Source organism: Rhodoferax ferrireducens, from assembly GCF_003347515.1.
Lineage (GTDB): Bacteria > Pseudomonadota > Gammaproteobacteria > Burkholderiales > Burkholderiaceae_C > Rhodoferax.
This window is the reverse complement of record NZ_QEII01000236.1, coordinates 112,308-129,556: the sequence shown is the minus strand read 5'-3', so window position 1 is coordinate 129,556 and position 17,249 is coordinate 112,308. Positions and strand designations below refer to the sequence as shown.

The 17,249-nt window shown below is 54.6% G+C and carries 18 protein-coding genes and 1 tRNA gene; 8 read left to right on the top strand and 11 right to left on the bottom strand.

Annotation, left to right across the window (positions count from 1 at the left end; genetic code table 11):
* The first annotated feature begins 6 nt into the window (after positions 1 to 6).
* The 6 genes from pilB to C5P05_RS06275 are packed head-to-tail and all read left to right on the top strand — an operon-like array spanning position 7 to position 5,434.
* Entirely contained in the window at positions 7 to 1,740 is a 1,734-nt protein-coding gene (gene pilB, locus C5P05_RS06300) for a type IV-A pilus assembly ATPase PilB (RefSeq protein ID WP_114968997.1), read from the top strand.
* Positions 1,741 to 1,761: 21 nt separating this feature from the next.
* On the top strand, positions 1,762 to 2,979 hold the full coding sequence (locus C5P05_RS06295; RefSeq protein WP_114968996.1) for a type II secretion system F family protein: 1,218 nt from the start codon (positions 1,762 to 1,764) through the stop codon (positions 2,977 to 2,979).
* Positions 2,979 to 3,821: a prepilin peptidase gene (locus C5P05_RS06290; RefSeq protein WP_114968995.1), complete on the top strand. Its 843-nt coding sequence runs from the start codon at positions 2,979 to 2,981 to the stop codon at positions 3,819 to 3,821. The genes C5P05_RS06295 and C5P05_RS06290 overlap by 1 nt, the downstream gene beginning before the upstream one ends.
* A gap of 4 nt (positions 3,822 to 3,825) precedes the next feature.
* On the top strand, positions 3,826 to 4,443 hold the full coding sequence (coaE, locus tag C5P05_RS06285; RefSeq protein WP_114969119.1) for a dephospho-CoA kinase: 618 nt from the start codon (positions 3,826 to 3,828) through the stop codon (positions 4,441 to 4,443).
* A gap of 26 nt (positions 4,444 to 4,469) precedes the next feature.
* On the top strand, positions 4,470 to 5,225 hold the full coding sequence (zapD, locus tag C5P05_RS06280; RefSeq protein ID WP_114968994.1) for a cell division protein ZapD: 756 nt from the start codon (positions 4,470 to 4,472) through the stop codon (positions 5,223 to 5,225).
* Positions 5,222 to 5,434: a DNA gyrase inhibitor YacG gene (locus C5P05_RS06275; protein WP_114968993.1), complete on the top strand. Its 213-nt coding sequence runs from the start codon at positions 5,222 to 5,224 to the stop codon at positions 5,432 to 5,434. The genes zapD and C5P05_RS06275 overlap by 4 nt, the downstream gene beginning before the upstream one ends.
* Before the next feature lie 48 nt (positions 5,435 to 5,482).
* On the opposite strand, the gene C5P05_RS06270 is transcribed toward C5P05_RS06275, so the two are convergent.
* The 5 genes from C5P05_RS06270 to C5P05_RS06250 form a co-directional block, all read right to left on the bottom strand.
* Positions 5,483 to 5,959 (bottom strand): NUDIX domain-containing protein, encoded by a 477-nt coding sequence (locus tag C5P05_RS06270; protein ID WP_114968992.1) that lies wholly within the window; start codon positions 5,957 to 5,959, stop codon positions 5,483 to 5,485.
* Positions 5,956 to 6,834, bottom strand: coding sequence for an ATP-binding protein (locus C5P05_RS06265; protein ID WP_114968991.1), 879 nt, complete (start codon positions 6,832 to 6,834; stop codon positions 5,956 to 5,958). The genes C5P05_RS06270 and C5P05_RS06265 overlap by 4 nt, the downstream gene beginning before the upstream one ends.
* Positions 6,831 to 8,060, bottom strand: coding sequence for a bifunctional glutamate N-acetyltransferase/amino-acid acetyltransferase ArgJ (argJ, locus tag C5P05_RS06260; protein WP_114968990.1), 1,230 nt, complete (start codon positions 8,058 to 8,060; stop codon positions 6,831 to 6,833). The genes C5P05_RS06265 and argJ overlap by 4 nt, the downstream gene beginning before the upstream one ends.
* Before the next feature lie 104 nt (positions 8,061 to 8,164).
* Positions 8,165 to 10,930, bottom strand: a complete 2,766-nt coding sequence (secA, locus tag C5P05_RS06255) for a preprotein translocase subunit SecA (protein ID WP_114969118.1) — start codon at positions 10,928 to 10,930, stop codon at positions 8,165 to 8,167.
* Between the two features lie 144 nt (positions 10,931 to 11,074).
* The gene (locus C5P05_RS06250) at positions 11,075 to 12,079 is read right to left on the bottom strand and encodes a M23 family metallopeptidase (RefSeq protein WP_114968989.1); all 1,005 of its coding nucleotides are present in this window, start codon (positions 12,077 to 12,079) and stop codon (positions 11,075 to 11,077) included.
* 26 nt (positions 12,080 to 12,105) lie between these two features.
* Between C5P05_RS06250 and C5P05_RS06245 the strand changes: the two genes are divergently transcribed.
* A complete protein-coding gene (locus C5P05_RS06245) occupies positions 12,106 to 12,417 on the top strand; it encodes a hypothetical protein (RefSeq protein ID WP_114968988.1) in 312 nt (103 codons plus the stop codon).
* A 24-nt stretch (positions 12,418 to 12,441) separates the two neighbouring features.
* Here C5P05_RS06245 and C5P05_RS06240 read toward each other — a convergent pair.
* From C5P05_RS06240 to petA, 6 genes are all read right to left on the bottom strand, one after another.
* A tRNA-Thr gene (locus C5P05_RS06240) sits at positions 12,442 to 12,517 on the bottom strand.
* Positions 12,518 to 12,568: 51 nt separating this feature from the next.
* On the bottom strand, positions 12,569 to 13,093 hold the full coding sequence (locus C5P05_RS06235; protein WP_198674646.1) for a ClpXP protease specificity-enhancing factor: 525 nt from the start codon (positions 13,091 to 13,093) through the stop codon (positions 12,569 to 12,571).
* Between the two features lie 21 nt (positions 13,094 to 13,114).
* Positions 13,115 to 13,726: a glutathione S-transferase N-terminal domain-containing protein gene (locus tag C5P05_RS06230; RefSeq protein ID WP_114968986.1), complete on the bottom strand. Its 612-nt coding sequence runs from the start codon at positions 13,724 to 13,726 to the stop codon at positions 13,115 to 13,117.
* Between the two features lie 103 nt (positions 13,727 to 13,829).
* On the bottom strand, positions 13,830 to 14,603 hold the full coding sequence (locus tag C5P05_RS06225) for a cytochrome c1 (protein ID WP_198674638.1): 774 nt from the start codon (positions 14,601 to 14,603) through the stop codon (positions 13,830 to 13,832).
* A 14-nt stretch (positions 14,604 to 14,617) separates the two neighbouring features.
* Complete coding sequence (locus tag C5P05_RS06220) at positions 14,618 to 16,018, bottom strand: cytochrome b (RefSeq protein WP_114968985.1); 1,401 nt, start codon at positions 16,016 to 16,018, stop codon at positions 14,618 to 14,620.
* A gap of 11 nt (positions 16,019 to 16,029) precedes the next feature.
* The gene (gene petA, locus C5P05_RS06215) at positions 16,030 to 16,644 is read right to left on the bottom strand and encodes a ubiquinol-cytochrome c reductase iron-sulfur subunit (RefSeq protein ID WP_114968984.1); all 615 of its coding nucleotides are present in this window, start codon (positions 16,642 to 16,644) and stop codon (positions 16,030 to 16,032) included.
* 145 nt (positions 16,645 to 16,789) lie between these two features.
* Between petA and mscL the strand changes: the two genes are divergently transcribed.
* A complete protein-coding gene (gene mscL, locus C5P05_RS06210) occupies positions 16,790 to 17,218 on the top strand; it encodes a large conductance mechanosensitive channel protein MscL (protein ID WP_114968983.1) in 429 nt (142 codons plus the stop codon).
* Positions 17,219 to 17,249: the final 31 nt, after the last annotated feature.

The window sequence follows — 17,249 nt, the reverse complement described above, 5'->3', positions numbered from 1 at the left end:
TGGCCTATGGCCGCAGTCGATACCACTCAATCTGAATCCCCCAGCACTGCGCTTCCGGGATTGGGCCGTGCCCTTGTTCTGGCAGGAAAACTAGGGCAAAAATCAGCGGAAGATATCTACAGCAAAGCCAAAAGTAGTCGCACCAGCTTTATCGCCGAACTGACCGGGTCGGGGGTGGTTTCAGCGTCTGACCTGGCGCACACCATGTCTTCCGCGTTCGGGGCACCGTTGGTGGATCTCGATGCCATCGATCCGCAACGCCTCCCCAAAGGCCTTCTGGACAGCAAAATTTGCGTTGACTATCGCGTTGTCGTCTTGAGCAAACGCAATAACCGGCTGATTGTTGCCACGGCCGATCCTTCCGATCAACAAGCGGCTGAAAAGATCAAGTTTGCTACCCAAATGGGGGTTGACTGGGTCATTGCCGAATACGACAAGCTGCTGAAACTGGTCACCGCCAACGTGGCGACGGCATCGGAAACGATGGAGCACATCATTGGCAGCGAGTTCGAGTTCGATGAGTCGATGGCAGAGGCCGTCACGGACAGCTCCGACGCCACGGTTTCAGAAGTTGAAGATGCGCCGGTAGTCAAGTTCCTGCACAAAATGCTGCTGGATGCCTTCAGCATGCGCGCCTCCGATCTGCACTTTGAACCGTATGAACACAATTACCGCGTCCGATTCCGGATTGACGGAGAACTCAGGGAAATCGCGTCTCCTCCCATAGCCATCAAAGACAAGCTGGCCTCGCGCATCAAGGTTATTTCGAGAATGGACATCTCGGAAAAACGGGTCCCCCAAGACGGCAAGATGAAACTGAAGATTGGGCCGGACCGGGTAATCGACTTTCGGGTCAGCACCTTGCCTACCCTATTTGGCGAAAAAATTGTGATCCGCATACTCGACCCGAGCAGCGCCAGACTGGGTATTGATGCCTTGGGCTACGAACCGGAAGAAAAGGAACGGCTGGTGCAAGCCATTGGCCGGCCGTACGGCATGATACTGGTCACAGGGCCCACCGGCTCAGGCAAAACGGTCTCCTTGTACACATGCCTGAACATGTTGAACAAACCAGGGGTCAACATTGCCACGGCCGAAGATCCTTGCGAGATCAATTTACCGGGCGTCAATCAGGTCAATGTCAATGAAAAGGCAGGACTTACTTTTGCAGTGGCGCTCAAATCATTCCTGCGCCAGGACCCGGACATCATCATGGTGGGAGAAGTCCGGGATCTTGAAACGGCCGATATCTCCATCAAGGCGGCACAGACTGGTCACCTGGTGCTCTCCACACTTCACACCAACGACGCACCAACCACATTGACGCGCATGCGTAATATGGGCATTGCGCCATTTAACATCGCCTCCAGCGTAATCCTCATTACGGCGCAGCGCTTGGCGCGTCGTCTTTGCCCGAACTGCAAAACCCCAATCGACATCACCAAGAAAGTGCTGATCGATGCCGGCTACAACGACGATGAACTCAAGGATTCCTGGGTCTCTTATCGTGCCGTCGGTTGCTCCATGTGTAACAACGGCTACAAAGGGCGCGTGGGCCTCTACCAAGTTATGCCCATCAGCGAAGAAATCCAGCGCATCATCCTGCGCGACGGTAACGCCATGGAGATCGCCGAACAAGCCAAGCGCGAAGGTGTTCGCACGCTCAGGCAAGCCGGCCTGCATAAAGCCAAATTGGGTTTAACTTCGCTGGAAGAAGTGCTGGCCGTGACGAACGAATAAACCATCAATCCAGGAAAGCATATGGCAACCGCAAAATTAAAAGGCGCCAAAGAGTTTGTCTTCGAATGGCAGGGCAAGGACCGCAACGGTAAACAGGTACGTGGAGAAACAAGAGCGGCGGGCGAGAACCAGGTCCAGGCGGCCCTGCGTCGCCAGGGGGTGATGCCGACGAAGATCAAAAAACGCAGAATGGGCATGGGCAAATCCATCAAGCCCAAAGATCTTGCCATTTTTACGCGCCAACTTGCCACCATGATGAAAGCAGGCGTTCCCCTGTTGCAGGCGTTTGACATCGTGGGACGGGGAAACCCCAACGCAAGCGTGACCAAGTTGCTCAACGATATCCGTACCGATGTCGAAACGGGAACATCACTGAGCGCAGCATTTCGCAAGTACCCGCTATATTTTGACAACCTCTACTGCAACCTGATTGAAGCCGGTGAATCCGCGGGCATTTTGGACCAGTTGTTGGACCGGCTTGCGGTTTACATGGAAAAGACTGAAGCCATCAAGTCAAAAATCAAGTCAGCCCTGATGTACCCGATCTCGGTCTTGATCGTGGCGTTTGTTGTCACGGCCGTCATCATGATTTTTGTAGTGCCTGCCTTCAAGGAAGTTTTCTCGAATTTTGGCGCCGACCTCCCAGCACCGACCCTTGCCGTGATCGCCATCAGCGAAATTTTTGTCAACTATTGGTGGTTGATTTTTGGTGGCCTCGGCGGTGGTTTTTACTTTTTCATGCAGGCGTGGAAACGCAACGAAAAAATGCAGCATGTCATGGACCGCATCATGCTCAAGATGCCGATTTTTGGCACGCTGGTCGATAAATCATGTATTGCGCGCTGGACACGAACCTTGTCAACCATGTTCGCAGCGGGTGTGCCATTGGTGGAAGCGCTTGATTCTGTAGGCGGCGCCGCAGGTAATTCCGTCTACGAAATTGCCACCAAGAAGATTCAGCAAGAGGTATCGACCGGTACCGCCTTGACGGTTGCCATGACCAATACCAATCTCTTCCCATCCATGGTCCTGCAAATGTGCTCCATTGGCGAGGAATCGGGCTCGATTGATCACATGCTCGGCAAGGCCGCTGATTTTTACGAAGCAGAGGTCGACGACATGGTGGCGGGCATCTCCAGCCTGATGGAGCCCATCATCATCGTTATTCTGGGTACGGTGATTGGCGGCATTGTGGTGGCGATGTACCTGCCAATTTTCAAACTGGGGCAGGTTGTCTGATGCAGGTTTCACCATGGTTTGACGTCACCGCTTTCTGCGTTCTGGGCTTGTTGATCGGCAGTTTTCTCAATGTCGTGGTTTACCGGCTACCCCTGATGCTTGAAGCACAGTGGAAAGCCGAGTGTGCTGAGTTGTCGGGCGCTGAATCTCCTTCGGCAGAGAAATTTAACTTGAGTGTGCCGCGCTCCCGATGCCAACAGTGCGGCCATCAAATCCGGTGGTATGAAAACATTCCTGTTGTGAGCTACCTGTTCTTGCGGGGAAAATGCTCAGCCTGCAAAACGCCCATCAGCCTGCGCTACCCCATGGTGGAACTGGCAACAGGCGCCCTATTTTTCTATTGCGCCTGGAAATGGGGGGCAAGCCCTACCGCCCTGCTCTGGAGCGGCTTTAGCGCATCTATTTTGGCGCTGGCTTTAATCGACTGGGACACCACGCTTTTACCAGATGACATCACCTTGCCCTTGCTGTGGAGCGGCCTGATCGCAGCCACCCTTCAATGGACCCCAGTCTCCCTGTCAGCCGCTGTCTGGGGCGCGGTAGCAGGCTATATGTCCTTGTGGTTGATCTATTGGGCTTTCAAGCTGATCACCGGCAAGGAGGGCATGGGTTTCGGTGATTTCAAGCTTTTTGCTGCCCTGGGGGCTTGGTTTGGCTGGCAGGCGCTGGTGCCGATCATTCTGATGGCTTCGGTCATTGGGGCCATTGTGGGGATTGCCATGAAGTTTTCCAGCGGCTTACGCGAAGGTGGTTATGTGCCTTTTGGTCCGTTTCTGGCGGGCTCCGGTCTGACGGCGATGATTTTTGGCCCTGGTGCAATTCTCGGCCTCTTTGGGCTGTAAAGCCGTGGCGCCTATTGTCCGGCTTGGACTCACCGGCGGTATTGGCAGCGGCAAGAGTACCGTTGCCCGATCTCTGGCCGAATTGGGCGCCGCCATAGTGGATACCGATGCCATTGCCCGCGATCTGACGGCGGTGGGAGGTCTGGCCATGCCATCGATTGCGGCCACTTTTGGTCAGAAGTTCATTACATCCGCCGGCGCGCTGGACCGGGAAAGAATGCGGGCTCTCGCCTTCACCGACGCAACAGCGCGCAAACGGTTGGAGTCCATCATTCACCCTCTGGTGGGGCTGGAAGCTCAAAGGCAAGCTTCGTCTGCGGCAGGTGAAGGGCGCGCTTGCGTCGTTTTCGACATTCCCCTGCTGGTTGAATCGTCCGTCTGGCGGCAAAAGCTGGATCACGTTTTGGTGGTGGATTGCACGCCAGAAATCCAGATCAGCCGGGTGATGGCGCGCAGCAATTTGACGCGCGACGCCATCGAGAAAATCATCTCATCCCAAGTCGGACGAGAACGGCGTCTGTGCGCGGCTGACACGGTCATTTGTAACATCGATCTGTCACTTACAGAACTAGCTGGCGAGGTACGTCAAATATCGCATCGCTTCGGGCTATCATTCAAGTAGCATCCGGCCTACTGAAAAAAACAAGCGTGATCCTTTACGAATACCCCTTTAACGAGCGAATCCGCACCTATTTGCGACTGGAACACCTGTTTCTTCGCTTGACAGAGCTTGTCGCACGTGACCCTGCGCTGGATCACCACTACGCGCTGACCACGCTCTTCGAGATCATGGATGTCGGCGCGCGTGCCGACCTCAAGTCCGACGTACTCAAAGACCTGGATAAACAAAAACACATTCTGGACGGATACCGGGGCAATCCAGCCATTGCCGAAAGCGTTCTTGATAACGTGATCGGGAAATTGGACCGTTGTTTCATGGCCTTGAGCAGTCTGCCTGGGAAAGCGGGTCAATCGCTGACCGAGAATGACTGGCTTATGAGTATACGGAGCCGGGTCGGGATTCCAGGTGGAACCTGCGAGTTCGACCTCCCGGCCTACTATGCGTGGCAGCACGAAACAAGCGTGCAACGCCGAACTGATCTGCAGCGTTGGGCGTCCACGTTAGCGCCTCTTGCTGACTCGATTTACGTATTGCTCAAATTGCTGCGGGATTCCGGTGCGCCGCAAAAGGTGATGGCCAACGCAGGGCAATTTCAGCAAAATCTTCCCCAGGGGAGAACCTTTCAACTGTTGCGCCTGGCACTGGACTCCTCACTGAAGCTGATACCGGAAATCAGTGGCAATCGACTGATGGTATCCATCCGACTCATGCGTCATGGAGAGGATGACAGACTCCATGCCTGCGGTGAAGATGCTGCTTTTGAATTGACCTTGTGCTCATGAAACTTCAAGATAAGGCCTCTCCAGATCTGCCCAAACTGGTCACTTGTCCTACCTGCGGTGGAGACAGTGTTTACGCGCCGTCCAACCCATTCCGCCCTTTTTGTGGCGAGCGCTGCAAAAATATCGATCTGGGTGCCTGGGCCAGTGAAGACTTCCGTATGCCCGCCACGGGCTTGCCAGAAGATCAACTCACTGACGACGAACAATAGCCTTTGATTTATATAAATATGGGCTCCAGCCCTTTATTTATATGCGTATCAAGCTATTAAATAAGTAGCGCCCTGAAAACCCCGCTCCTCTGCAAGCCATTGCAGAACTGGCACCGTACCTGGTAACACCGGCACCACCTGCACGGGGAGTTGTTGCCAGGAAAACGCCTGTGCTTCCCGCATTTGCAGGTCACCCGTCCAGCTAAAGACCTTGCAGAAGTTCAAGCGAACCAGCGCATGGGGATAATCCACCACTTCAACTTTCCATGGCGTGGCATGGTCGATCGTGATGCCGAGCTCTTCATGCAACTCACGCAGCAAGGCCCGCGCCACCGTTTCACCCGGCTCCAGCTTGCCACCGGGAAACTCCCAGTACCCTTCATAAACCTTCCCCGTCGGTCTGGAGGTCAGCAAGAAGTCGCCATTCGGTCGAATCAGAACACCTACCGCGACATCAACGACCGCACGATCAGCGCCACCTTCGCGCGGAAGTCCGGCGTCAGCCACCAGTGTCGGCGTGCTCATGTGCTTGCGGCATGTTTGCCAGCATAGTCACGCGCAAACTGGTAGGCCACCCGGCCGCTGCGTGAACCCCGCTCCAAAGCCCACACCAGGGCTTCCGGCCTTGCCGCTTCAATCGCCGTTGAAACCACACCGAACGAGGACAACCATTGCGCCACGATGGTGAGGTACTCATTCTGGGTGAAGGGGTAAAAGCTGACCCACAAACCAAAGCGTTCGGACAGCGAAATTTTTTCCTCCACCACCTCGCCGGGGTGAACCTCGCCGTCGTCTGTATGCGTGTAGCTGAGGTTTTCCTTCATGTACTCCGGCAACAAATGCCGCCGGTTGCTGGTGGCGTAAATCAGCACATTAGGCGTTGTCGCTGCCACCGAGCCGTCCAGAATGGACTTGAGGGCCTTGTAGCCCGGCTCGCCGTCTTCAAAGCTCAGGTCATCGCAAAACACAATGAATTTCTCGGAACGTTCAGACACCACGTCCACAATATCGGGAAGGTCAATCAAATCAGCCTTGTCCACCTCAATCAGCCGTAGTCCCCGCCCGGCGTATTCATGCAGACAGGCTTTGATCAGCGAAGACTTGCCGGTACCCCGGGCGCCGGTCAGCAACACGTTATTGGCAGGTTTGCCGTTGACAAACTGCAGGGTGTTGAGCTGGATCTTTTCCTTTTGCGGCTCAATTTTCTTCAAATCCGACAAATGCATGACGCCCACATGGCGCACCGGCTCCAGCGCACCATGGCCTGAGCTTCGCTTGCGATAGCGGTAGGCCACAGACGCCGTCCAGTCGGGTTGAGAAAGCGCTTGGGGCAAAACCGATTCAATGCGGCTGATGAGTTGCTCGGCACGCAGCAACAAATGTTCAAACTTCTCGTTCATGAGCGGTAGTCCGCGTTGATCGTGACGTAGTCATGGCTGAGATCGCACGTCCAGACCGTGTCCACCGCATCGCCCCGTCCCAAGACAACACGTACCGTGATCTCACTTTGTTGCATGACCCGCTGACCATCTTCCTCGCGGTACAAGGGGTTGCGACCACCGTGAACCACCACATGCACGTCATCAAGAAACAAGTCAATACCAACCTGATCCAGATCAGCGATGCCAGCGTATCCTACTGCCGCCAGTATCCGCCCCAGGTTGGGGTCGCTGGCAAAGAAGGCCGTCTTCACCAAGGGTGAATGGGCGATGGCATAAGCCACCTGGCGACACTCCACTTGTGTCTTTCCGCCCTCCACCTTGATTGTTATAAATTTAGTAGCACCCTCCCCATCACGCACAATAGCTTGCGCCAGTTTTCTTGCAACGTCCAGCATGGCCGCCTTGAGTGCTCGCCCGTCCGCGGTGTCCAGCGAATCAATAGGCGTGTGCGCCGCTTTGTTGGTGGCAATGACCACGAATGAGTCGTTGGTAGACGTGTCGCCATCCACCGTCACCCGGTTGAATGAACCTTCCGCCAGTTCCGTCGCCAACTGATGCATCAACCCCGGCCTGACACAGGCGTCGGTCGCCATAAACCCCAACATGGTCGCCATATTGGGCCGAATCATGCCAGCCCCCTTGCTGATGCCCGTGATGCTCACCAAGGCGCCACCAATCGTCACCTGCGCGCCAAAGGCCTTGGCCACCGTATCAGTGGTCATGATGCCTTCGGCAGCACGCAACCAGTTATCTTCGCGTGCATCCGCCAGAGCGCCCTCAAGCCCGGCCTCGATTCGCTCACTGGGCAAGGACTCCATGATGACGCCGGTGGAAAACGGCAACACTTCCTCTGGAGAAATGCCGAGTTCGCGGGCCAGTGCCGCACACGTACTGAGGGCACGAATCCGTCCGTCTTCGCCGGTACCTGCATTGGCGTTGCCGGTATTGATGAGCATGGCCCTGACCCCGGCCCCGCTGGCGAGATGTTCACGGCATATCTGCACCGGCGCCGCACAAAACCGGTTCTGGGTGAAAACACCCGATACCGAAGCCCCTTTGTCGATCAATACGACCGTCAGGTCTTTACGATTGGCCTTACGCACACCGGCTTCAGTCACGCCTATACGCACACCCGAGACGGGATACAACTCTTTCAGATCGGGGGCGGGCAAGTTAACGGACATATTTTTCCTTCAGAGAATTAGCAGATTATCCAAAAAATTCATCCCACAAAAGCAATCGGGCCTTGGAAAAAATCCAAGGCCCGATGCTTTGGCGGCTAGGCGACTTAGGCCAACTTGCCGTGGCAGTGCTTGTATTTATGGCCACTGCCACAAGGACACAGCTCATTGCGACCCACGCGGGGTACGGCCCCCGCCATGGCGAGCGATTTCTTATTGACGGTCTCTTCATCGACCGTGGTTTCAACTTCGCCGGTTTCAGTAGGCGCCGTGTAGGTCACGTTAGCAATGCTTTCACCGCGATACTCAATCTCATCAGCCACCTGCTCCAGTTGCTCATTGGATTGGATCTTGACGGTCATGAGGACCTTGGTGACATCATTTTTTACAGAGTCAAGCAACTGCCCGAACAACTCAAAGGCTTCGCGCTTATATTCCTGTTTGGGCTGCTTCTGGGCGTAACCACGCAGATGGATGCCTTGACGCAAATAATCAAGTGAACTCAGATGTTCGCGCCAATGGGTGTCGATACTCTGCAGCAACACCATGCGCTCGAACTGGGTGAAATTTTCACCGCCGACCTGCTCCACCTTGGCGTCGAATACCTTGTTGGCTTCGTTGCGCACGATTTCCAGAAGATCCTCGTCGGTAATGGCACTGGCCGCGCTCACCTGCTGCTGCAATGGCAGGCTTATTTGCCACTCATCGGATAAAACTTTTTCCAGCCTCGTGATATTCCACTGCTCCTCAACCGATTCGGCAGGCACATATTCGCGTACCAAATCATTGAAACAGCCTTCCCGCAAGGACGTGATCTGCGCCGACAAGTCCTTCGCATCCAGGATTTCATTGCGCTGCTGGTAGATCACCTTGCGCTGATCGTTGGACACATCGTCGTACTCAAGCAGCTGCTTGCGCATGTCGAAATTGCGGGCTTCTACCTTGCGCTGGGCGCTCTCGATACTGCGCGTTACGATGCCCGCTTCGATGGCTTCACCATCCGGCATTTTGAGTCGATCCATGATGGCCTTGACCCGATCACCCGCAAAAATGCGCATGAGGGAATCATCGAGACTCAAGTAGAAGCGCGAGGAACCAGGATCGCCTTGGCGACCGGAGCGGCCACGCAACTGGTTATCGATCCGGCGCGACTCGTGCCGCTCGGTGGCGATGATGCGCAAACCGCCCAGGGCCTTGACCTGCTCGTGGACGATTGCCCACTGCGCGCGAATGGCCTCGATTTGTTTCTGCTTTTGCGCAGCGTCCAGTGATTCGTCCGCCTCCACAGCCTCCACGGCCTGACTGATGTTGCCGCCCAGCACGATATCCGTTCCACGCCCCGCCATATTGGTGGCGATGGTAATCATTTTGGGGCTGCCCGCTTGGGCCACAATGTCGGCTTCGCGCGCATGCTGCTTGGCGTTCAGCACCTGGTGCGGCAACTTCTCTTTTTCCAGAAGCTGCGCAATGATTTCCGAATTTTCGATGGAGGTTGTTCCAACCAGCACGGGCTGGCCCCGTTCATAACACTCGCGAATATCCTTGATCGCTGCTTCGTATTTCTCACGCGTTGTCTTGTAGACGCGGTCCAGTTGATCTTCGCGCTTGCTGGGCCGGTTGGGTGGCATCACCACCGTTTCCAATCCGTAAATTTCCTGGAACTCATAGGCTTCGGTATCAGCCGTGCCCGTCATACCTGCCAATTTGCCGTACAGACGGAAATAGTTCTGGAAGGTGATCGACGCCATCGTCTGGTTTTCAGGCTGGATCGCCACACCCTCTTTGGCCTCAACCGCCTGATGCAAGCCCTCGCTCCAGCGACGACCTGACATCAAGCGCCCCGTGAATTCATCCACAATCACAATCTCGCCGTCCTGCACCACGTAGTGCTGGTCGCGATGATAGAGGTGGTTGGCACGCAGGGCCGCATACAGGTGATGCATGAGCGTGATATTGGCCGGGTCGTAAAGCGTTGCACCCTCGGGAATCAGCCCCAAGTCGAAAAGAATGCGCTCAGCACTCTCATGGCCCTGTTCAGTCAAGAAGACCTGCCGACTCTTCTCGTCCAGCGTAAAGTCACCCGGTTTGGTAATCCCTTCGCCGGTTCGCGGATCTTCCTCGCCTTCCTGTCGGTGCAGCGAGGGAACCACTTTATTGATCGCAAGGTAGAGGTCTGTGTGATCTTCTGCCTGCCCGCTGATGATGAGGGGCGTGCGCGCTTCATCAATCAGAATGGAATCGACTTCGTCAACAATGGCGTAGTTCAGGCCGCGCTGGACACGGTCGCCCGCCTCGTAGACCATGTTGTCACGCAGGTAATCAAAACCGAATTCGTTATTGGTGCCGTAGGTAATGTCGGCCCGGTAAGCCGCCTGCTTTTCTTCGCGCGCCATGTTTGGCAAATTGATGCCGACCGTCAAACCCAGAAAATTGTAGAGCTTGCCCATCCACTGCGCGTCGCGATTGGCCAGGTAGTCATTCACCGTGACAACGTGAACACCTTTGCCGGTCAGCGCATTGAGGTACACCGGCAACGTGGCGGTCAGCGTCTTGCCCTCACCCGTTCCCATTTCAGAAATCTTGCCGTTGTGCAGTGACATGCCGCCCAGCAACTGAACGTCAAAATGGCGCATCTTCATCGCACGCTTGGAGCCCTCTCGCACCACAGCAAAGGCCTCCGGCAACAGGGCGTCCAGAGTTTCTCCCTTGGCGACCCGAGCCATGAACTCCTGCGTCTTGCCACGCAATGCGTCATCGGAGAGATTCTCAAGCTCGGCTTCCATCGCATTGATGCGAACCACGCTGGTGCGAAACTGTTTGAGCAAGCGGTCATTGCGACTGCCGAAAATTTTGGTGAGGATATTGGTGGCCATGAATGCAAGACGGACCAGCCAGCCCACATGGGCCGACAGGACAGCTCAATCCTTTTTCTAATCTGGATGAAATGGGGTCACTATCGCGAAATGCAACCGTTGGAACGGAATGCGCTGCGTGGAGAAATAACCAAACACGTGATTTTACCTTTGCCCGGGCAAGCGATTTTCGAGCGGTTTACTCTGACCCAAAGCTGCGATATGGGTTGGGATAGCATGCCTGACCGATTGTTGAAATGGGAGCTTGCGGGCAGCCGCCAAAAACTTCTCCGGATCTTGCGGAACTCCCTGCACCAACACTTCAAAGTGCAGATGCGCTCCGGTGGAACGTCCAGTGGTTCCGACCTCGGCAATTTTTTGCCCCCGCTTGATCAAATCACCTCGCCTGACAAGTGTTTTTGACGCATGGGCATAACGCGTGATCAGCTCATTACCGTGATCGATTTCGATCATGTTCCCATACGCAGGATGAAACTCCTGCGCCACCACAACGCCACCAGCGGCCGCCAATATAGTCGCGCCCTGCTCGGCCGAGAAATCCAATCCGGTATGAAGCGCGGACTGCCCCGTGATCGGATCGATTCGCCAACCGAACAGGGATCCCAGGTTGGCCGGTGAAACCGGTTGCTGCGTGGGAACCATCATGTTGCGAATTTTCTGATCGAACAGACGGGACTCCATCAAGGTCATCAAGTCGGTGCGTTGATCCGTCAAGCCATCAAGGTCTGCCATTGTGGCCAGGAGTTGTTCCATGGACAAAGAGCGACCCGAAATCAGCGCACCACCTTGACCAGGCTTTGCCTTGATGTCGTTAGGGTTGACCCCGGCCAATCCAGAAACACGCTCACCCAAAGATTCGAGCTGCGTCATTTTTGCCTGCATTTCGCCCAACTTGCGCGCCAAGACGTCAAGGTTTTCGCGCATATAGCGATCGCGCTGCTCAAACTCATCCTTGACAACCAGTCTAACCAGTGTGCCCACCACTGGCCAGCCCTCCCTAGCCCCCTTCAGGAACACCCAGTGGTACAACGCTGCGGCCACCAGCATTAAAGAGAACGACATCAGCAATGTGGTCAAAACCAGCTTCGTGCCGCTGAGGTGAATGGCCCGGCTTTTCGCGAGCCATGCATCCGTGATAATCAATTGCATTCAGATATTCCCTCAACAGCTCGCTCATGAACCGCCGTCAAAATTCAGTCACGCTGCTGCAAGCCAGTCAGGACTCACCCACACTGGGCAGGTTGATAGAACTCACCCGTGACTCTGCGGCACGACTCAAGGCGATTGAATCCCTTATTCCCGGATCCTTGCGAACCGCGATCAAAGCTGGGCCCATTGAAGGCCCAGTGTGGTGTCTGATTTTGGACAATAACGCGGCCGCAGCGAAGATTCGCCAGATTCTGCCTGCGCTGGAATCTCATTTGCGGACCAAGGGATGGGAGGTTAACTCAATTCGGCTGAAGGTTCAAATCAAACGTGATCAGTGATTTACGTCAGCGAAGAAATATAGATGGTGCCGATTATCGGATTCGAACTGATGACCTACCGCTTACAAGGCGGTTGCTCTACCAACTGAGCTAAATCGGCACGTCTTTTATTCTACTAGACTCTTCGAGCTTAGCGGCGATGCGCGCCTGATTATTTCACCCGTTTCAGCGCAGGCCTCAGGCCCGTCGCAGGCGGTCGCGGCGGATCCGGCTCCTCATTTTGTTCATTATTTCGTCGTCCCGATTCGACGCTTGCCAACGGGACCACCTTAACCTCGGGCGCAGCGGCCTGATCGTCATTCCGCACAGAGAGCAGGTTCGTCGAGGACGGTGCAGTTATTTTGACGCCGCCGGGTGGTCCCAAGGGAAAAGCCATACCTTGCCCATTTTCTCGTGCATAAATGGCAATGACCTGGTTGATCGGCACCATGATGTCACGGGCAGTGCCGGCAAACCGACCTTTGAACTCGATGAAATCGTTGCCCAACTTGAGCGAACTCGTAGCATCAAAGCTGATGTTGAGCACGATCTCCCCGTCTTTCACATACTCGCGGGGAACCTGCACAGTCTCATCCACCGCAACGGCAAGATAAGGTGTGAACCCGTTATCCGTACACCACTCGTACAAAGCCCGGATCAGGTAAGGACGAGTGGAAGTGGCGTCTGGAGCATCCATCATGGGTCGTTGGCAAAGCGCTTACTTGCGCATCACTTTCTCAGAAGGAGTCAACGCTTCAATGTAGGCCGGACGCGAAAAGATGCGCTCGGCATACTTGAGCAATGGCGCTGCATTTTTGCTGAGATCAATGCCGTAGTAATCCAGGCGCCACAACAAGGGGGCGATCGCCACATCAAGCATCGAGAAGCCATCGCCAAGCATGTACTTGTTCTTCAGAAATACAGGGGCAAGTTGCGTCAAGCGATCGCGAATGTGGGCGCGGGCTTTTTCCAGCACCTTTTCGTTGCTCTTGGCAGCACGGGATTCGAGCGTAGATACGTGCACAAACAACTCCTTCTCGAAATTGAGCAGGAACAGGCGAACACGGGCCCGGTCAACTGGATCTCCGGGCATCAGCTGTGGATGAGGAAAGCGTTCATCAATGTATTCATTGATGATGTTTGATTCATACAGAATCAAATCGCGCTCCACCAAGATCGGCACTTGACCGTACGGATTCATCACATTGATGTCTTCAGGCTTGTTGTACAGATCCACGTCGCGAATTTCAAAGTCCATGCCTTTTTCGAACAGGACAAATCGGCAACGGTGGGAAAACGGGCAGGTAGTACCTGAATACAACACCATCATGGCAGGGCTCCTAAAAATCAAAAAGAGTGGGATGCTAGATGCAAACCCACTCTGAAAAGCTTGAGTCACGCTTATCGAGCGAAACCCAAGCCGTTTGTTTGTGCTACTTGACGTCTTTCCAGTAGGCGGCATTCAGTCGCCAGGCGAAGAATGTAAAAACAGCGAGGAACAGCAAAACCCAGACACCTATGCGCACACGCGTGTTTTGAACCGGCTCGCCCATCCACTGCAAATAGCCCACCAAATCGCCCATTGCCTGATCGTACTGCAGCGGCGTCATGCTACCGGGCTTGAGCTGTTCCCAGCCCTTAAGGACATGAATCTTGGAACCATGCTCCTCGATTTCATCATAGACCGGGCGACGCTCACCTTGGAGTTCCCACAAAACATGCGGCATCGCCACATTCGGAAACAGCAGATTGTTCCAGCCGGTCGGCTTGGTTTCGTCTTTATAAAAAGTCCGCAGGTAGGTGTATAGGTAGTCAGCACCCGTCCCGCCAGCGCCAGCGCGCGAACGGGCAATCACAGTGAGATCGGGCGGATTGACGCCGAACCAAGCCTTGGCCTGCTGCGGATCGATGGCAGCCTTCATGGTGTCCCCAATCTTGGCATTGGTCACCAACAGGTTGTCCTTAATCTGCGCCGACGTCAACCCAATGTCTTGCAGGCGGTTGTAGCGCATGAACGCTGCCGAATGGCAATTCAGGCAATAGTTGACGAACAGTTTGGCGCCATTTTGCAGCGCAGCCATGTCATTGGTCTTGCTGGGGGCCTTGTCCCAGGCCAAGCCGCCGACATTTGCCTGTGCACCCAGCGTCACGCCAAATGCCACCATCAAACCAAAAATGACTTTTTTAGTGAAACCCATTGTTTTCATAATTTCTTTCCAGTTCAATGCGCCGTGAAGGTGACACGATCTGGCACCGGCTTGGATTTTCCGATACGACTCCACCAAGGCATTAACAGGAAAAAGCCAAAGTAGAACAAGGTTCCCGCTTGCGAAACACGACCGCCAATAGCGGAAGGCGGTTGCATGCCCAAGTAGCCCAGCACCAGGAAATCGATGACAAAAACCGCATACAAATATTTATGCCAGTCAGGCCGGTACCGGATGGACTTGACCGCGCTGTTGTCCAGCCATGGCAGGAAAAACAGAATCACAACGCCGCCACCCATGGCCACCACGCCCCAGAATTTGGCATCAATGGAGAGCATCATGGCCACGACCACGATAGCCACACCCAGGATAGCGCCCTTGAACACATTGGGCATCTTGATTTTGGTCACACCCAGCACGGCGCCCACCAGCACACAGGCAATCAACGCGTACATCATCTCGCCCGTCACCGCACGCAGCATCGAGTAGAAGGGCGTGAAATACCAGACCGGCGCGATATGCAATGGCGTTTGGAACGGATCAGCCGGGATGAAGTTGTTGTACTCCAGGAAGTAGCCGCCCATCTCCGGCGCAAAGAACACGATGGCCGTAAACACCATCAGGAACACACTCACCGCAAAGATGTCATGTACCGAGTAGTAAGGATGGAAAGGAATGCCATCCAGAGGACGTCCGTTCGCATCTTTTTTTGCCTTGATTTCGATACCATCTGGATTATTGGAGCCGACTTCATGCAAGGCAATGATGTGCGCAACCACCAGACCCAACAGCACCAGCGGAACGGCGATCACGTGGAAGCTGAAAAAGCGGTTCAGCGTGGCATCACCCACCACAAAGTCACCGCGAATCAACAGAGCCAGATCAGGGCCAATAAATGGAATGGCGGAAAACAGATTCACGATCACCTGGGCGCCCCAGTAGCTCATCTGACCCCAAGGCAACAGATAACCCATGAATGCCTCGGCCATCAAGGCGAGGAAAATGCCACAGCCAAAAAGCCAGATCAATTCGCGAGGTTTACGGTAACTACCGTACATCAACCCACGAAACATGTGCAAATAGACCACCACAAAGAAAGCTGACGCGCCCGTGGAGTGCATGTAGCGAATCAACCAGCCCCATGGTACGTCGCGCATGATGTACTCAACCGAGCCAAACGCCAGTGCGGCATCGGGTTTGTAGTGCATCACCAGGAAAATGCCAGTGACAATTTGAATCACCAACACCAACAAAGAGAGCGAACCAAAAATGTACCAAAAATTGAAATTCTTCGGCGCGTAATATTCGCTCATGTGCTCTTTGAAGAGCTTGGAAGCCGGAAATCGATTGTCGACCCAGTTAAGCAATTTTTCAGCGGCGGGCGCGTTTGGGGAAATTTCGTGGAATTCAGCCATGTCGTTCGTCCTCAGGCTTTCTTATCGTCGCCAATGAGCAACTTGGTGTCAGAGAGATACATATGGGGCGGGACTTCGAGGTTGTCCGGCGCTGGCTTGTTTTTATAGACCCGACCGGCCAAATCAAATGTGGAGCCATGACATGGACAGAAAAATCCACCCTGCCAGTCATCCGGCAATGAAGGCTGGGCGCCTGTCTGGAACTTATCCGACGGCGAACAACCCAGGTGGGTGCAAATACCCACGGCAATCAGGTATTCGGGCTTGATGGAACGAGTTTCATTGCGCGCATAGGCAGGCGCCTGGTCAGCAGGCTTGCGCTCGGATTTGGGATCCGCCAACTGCGAGTCCAGCTTGGGCAAGGCGGCCAGTTGTTCTGGCGTGCGTCGTACGATCCACACCGGCTTGCCCCGCCACTCCACTGTCATCTTCTCGCCCGGCTTGAGCGCGGAAATGTCCGCCTCGACCGCCGCGCCAGCCGCTTTGGCCTTTTCAGAGGGTTGAAAACTACTGACAAAAGGTACGACGGCGGCTACACCGCCCACGGCGCCAGCGCAGCTGGACGCTATCAGCCACGTTCGTTTACTGGCGTCGATTTGACCGTTGTCGACAAGGGTTTCACTCATGGGAATCCTCAATGAAAATCATCGCTATTGGGGTTAACGCTCGATTGTAGCTGACCGTTTCGGGCGACTTTGCGCTTGAAGCTTGCCCGCAAAAGGGGTTTCGGTTAATACTTCATTCATATTTTTTGAATAGGAGATTTCACACATGGGAATGATGCAAGAGTTCAAAGAGTTTGCCGTCAAGGGCAATGTGATGGATCTCGCCGTGGGTGTAATCATTGGCGCCGCCTTTGGCAAAATCGTCGATTCCGTGGTCGGCGACCTGGTCATGCCAATGGTGGGGGCGGTGATTGGAAAGCTTGATTTTTCCAATCTTTTCGTCGTGCTGGGTCAAGCGCCCGCGGGTACTGCGACGACTCTCGACGCCTTGAAAAAAGCAGGCGTGCCAGTATTTGCCTATGGCAACTTCATCACGGTGGCTGTCAATTTTGCGATTCTGGCGTTCATCATTTTTATGATGGTCAAACAAATCAACAAACTGAAAAAAGCCAACCCGCCACCGCCTGCTGCCCCCGCTGCACCAGCAGAAGATGTGTTGCTGCTACGCGAGATTCGCGACAGCCTCAAGAAATAGTGCAGCTATAAATTTAATAGCGATTGGCGAT

Bases quoted from the DNA above. Each gene is read 5' to 3' on its own strand.
- pilB (WP_114968997.1), top strand. From the start codon at position 7: ATGGCCGCAGTCGATACCACTCAATCTGAATCCCCCAGCACTGCGCTT.
- C5P05_RS06295 (WP_114968996.1), top strand. From the start codon at position 1,762: ATGGCAACCGCAAAATTAAAAGGCGCCAAAGAGTTTGTCTTCGAATGG.
- C5P05_RS06290 (WP_114968995.1), top strand. From the start codon at position 2,979: ATGCAGGTTTCACCATGGTTTGACGTCACCGCTTTCTGCGTTCTGGGC.
- C5P05_RS06275 (WP_114968993.1), top strand. From the start codon at position 5,222: ATGAAACTTCAAGATAAGGCCTCTCCAGATCTGCCCAAACTGGTCACT.
- C5P05_RS06270 (WP_114968992.1), bottom strand. From the start codon at position 5,959: ATGAGCACGCCGACACTGGTGGCTGACGCCGGACTTCCGCGCGAAGGT.
- C5P05_RS06265 (WP_114968991.1), bottom strand. From the start codon at position 6,834: ATGAACGAGAAGTTTGAACATTTGTTGCTGCGTGCCGAGCAACTCATC.
- argJ (WP_114968990.1), bottom strand. From the start codon at position 8,060: ATGTCCGTTAACTTGCCCGCCCCCGATCTGAAAGAGTTGTATCCCGTC.
- secA (WP_114969118.1), bottom strand. From the start codon at position 10,930: ATGGCCACCAATATCCTCACCAAAATTTTCGGCAGTCGCAATGACCGC.
- C5P05_RS06250 (WP_114968989.1), bottom strand. From the start codon at position 12,079: ATGCAATTGATTATCACGGATGCATGGCTCGCGAAAAGCCGGGCCATT.
- C5P05_RS06245 (WP_114968988.1), top strand. From the start codon at position 12,106: ATGAACCGCCGTCAAAATTCAGTCACGCTGCTGCAAGCCAGTCAGGAC.
- C5P05_RS06235 (WP_198674646.1), bottom strand. From the start codon at position 13,093: ATGGATGCTCCAGACGCCACTTCCACTCGTCCTTACCTGATCCGGGCT.
- C5P05_RS06230 (WP_114968986.1), bottom strand. From the start codon at position 13,726: ATGATGGTGTTGTATTCAGGTACTACCTGCCCGTTTTCCCACCGTTGC.
- C5P05_RS06225 (WP_198674638.1), bottom strand. From the start codon at position 14,603: ATGAAAACAATGGGTTTCACTAAAAAAGTCATTTTTGGTTTGATGGTG.
- C5P05_RS06220 (WP_114968985.1), bottom strand. From the start codon at position 16,018: ATGGCTGAATTCCACGAAATTTCCCCAAACGCGCCCGCCGCTGAAAAA.
- petA (WP_114968984.1), bottom strand. From the start codon at position 16,644: ATGAGTGAAACCCTTGTCGACAACGGTCAAATCGACGCCAGTAAACGA.
- mscL (WP_114968983.1), top strand. From the start codon at position 16,790: ATGGGAATGATGCAAGAGTTCAAAGAGTTTGCCGTCAAGGGCAATGTG.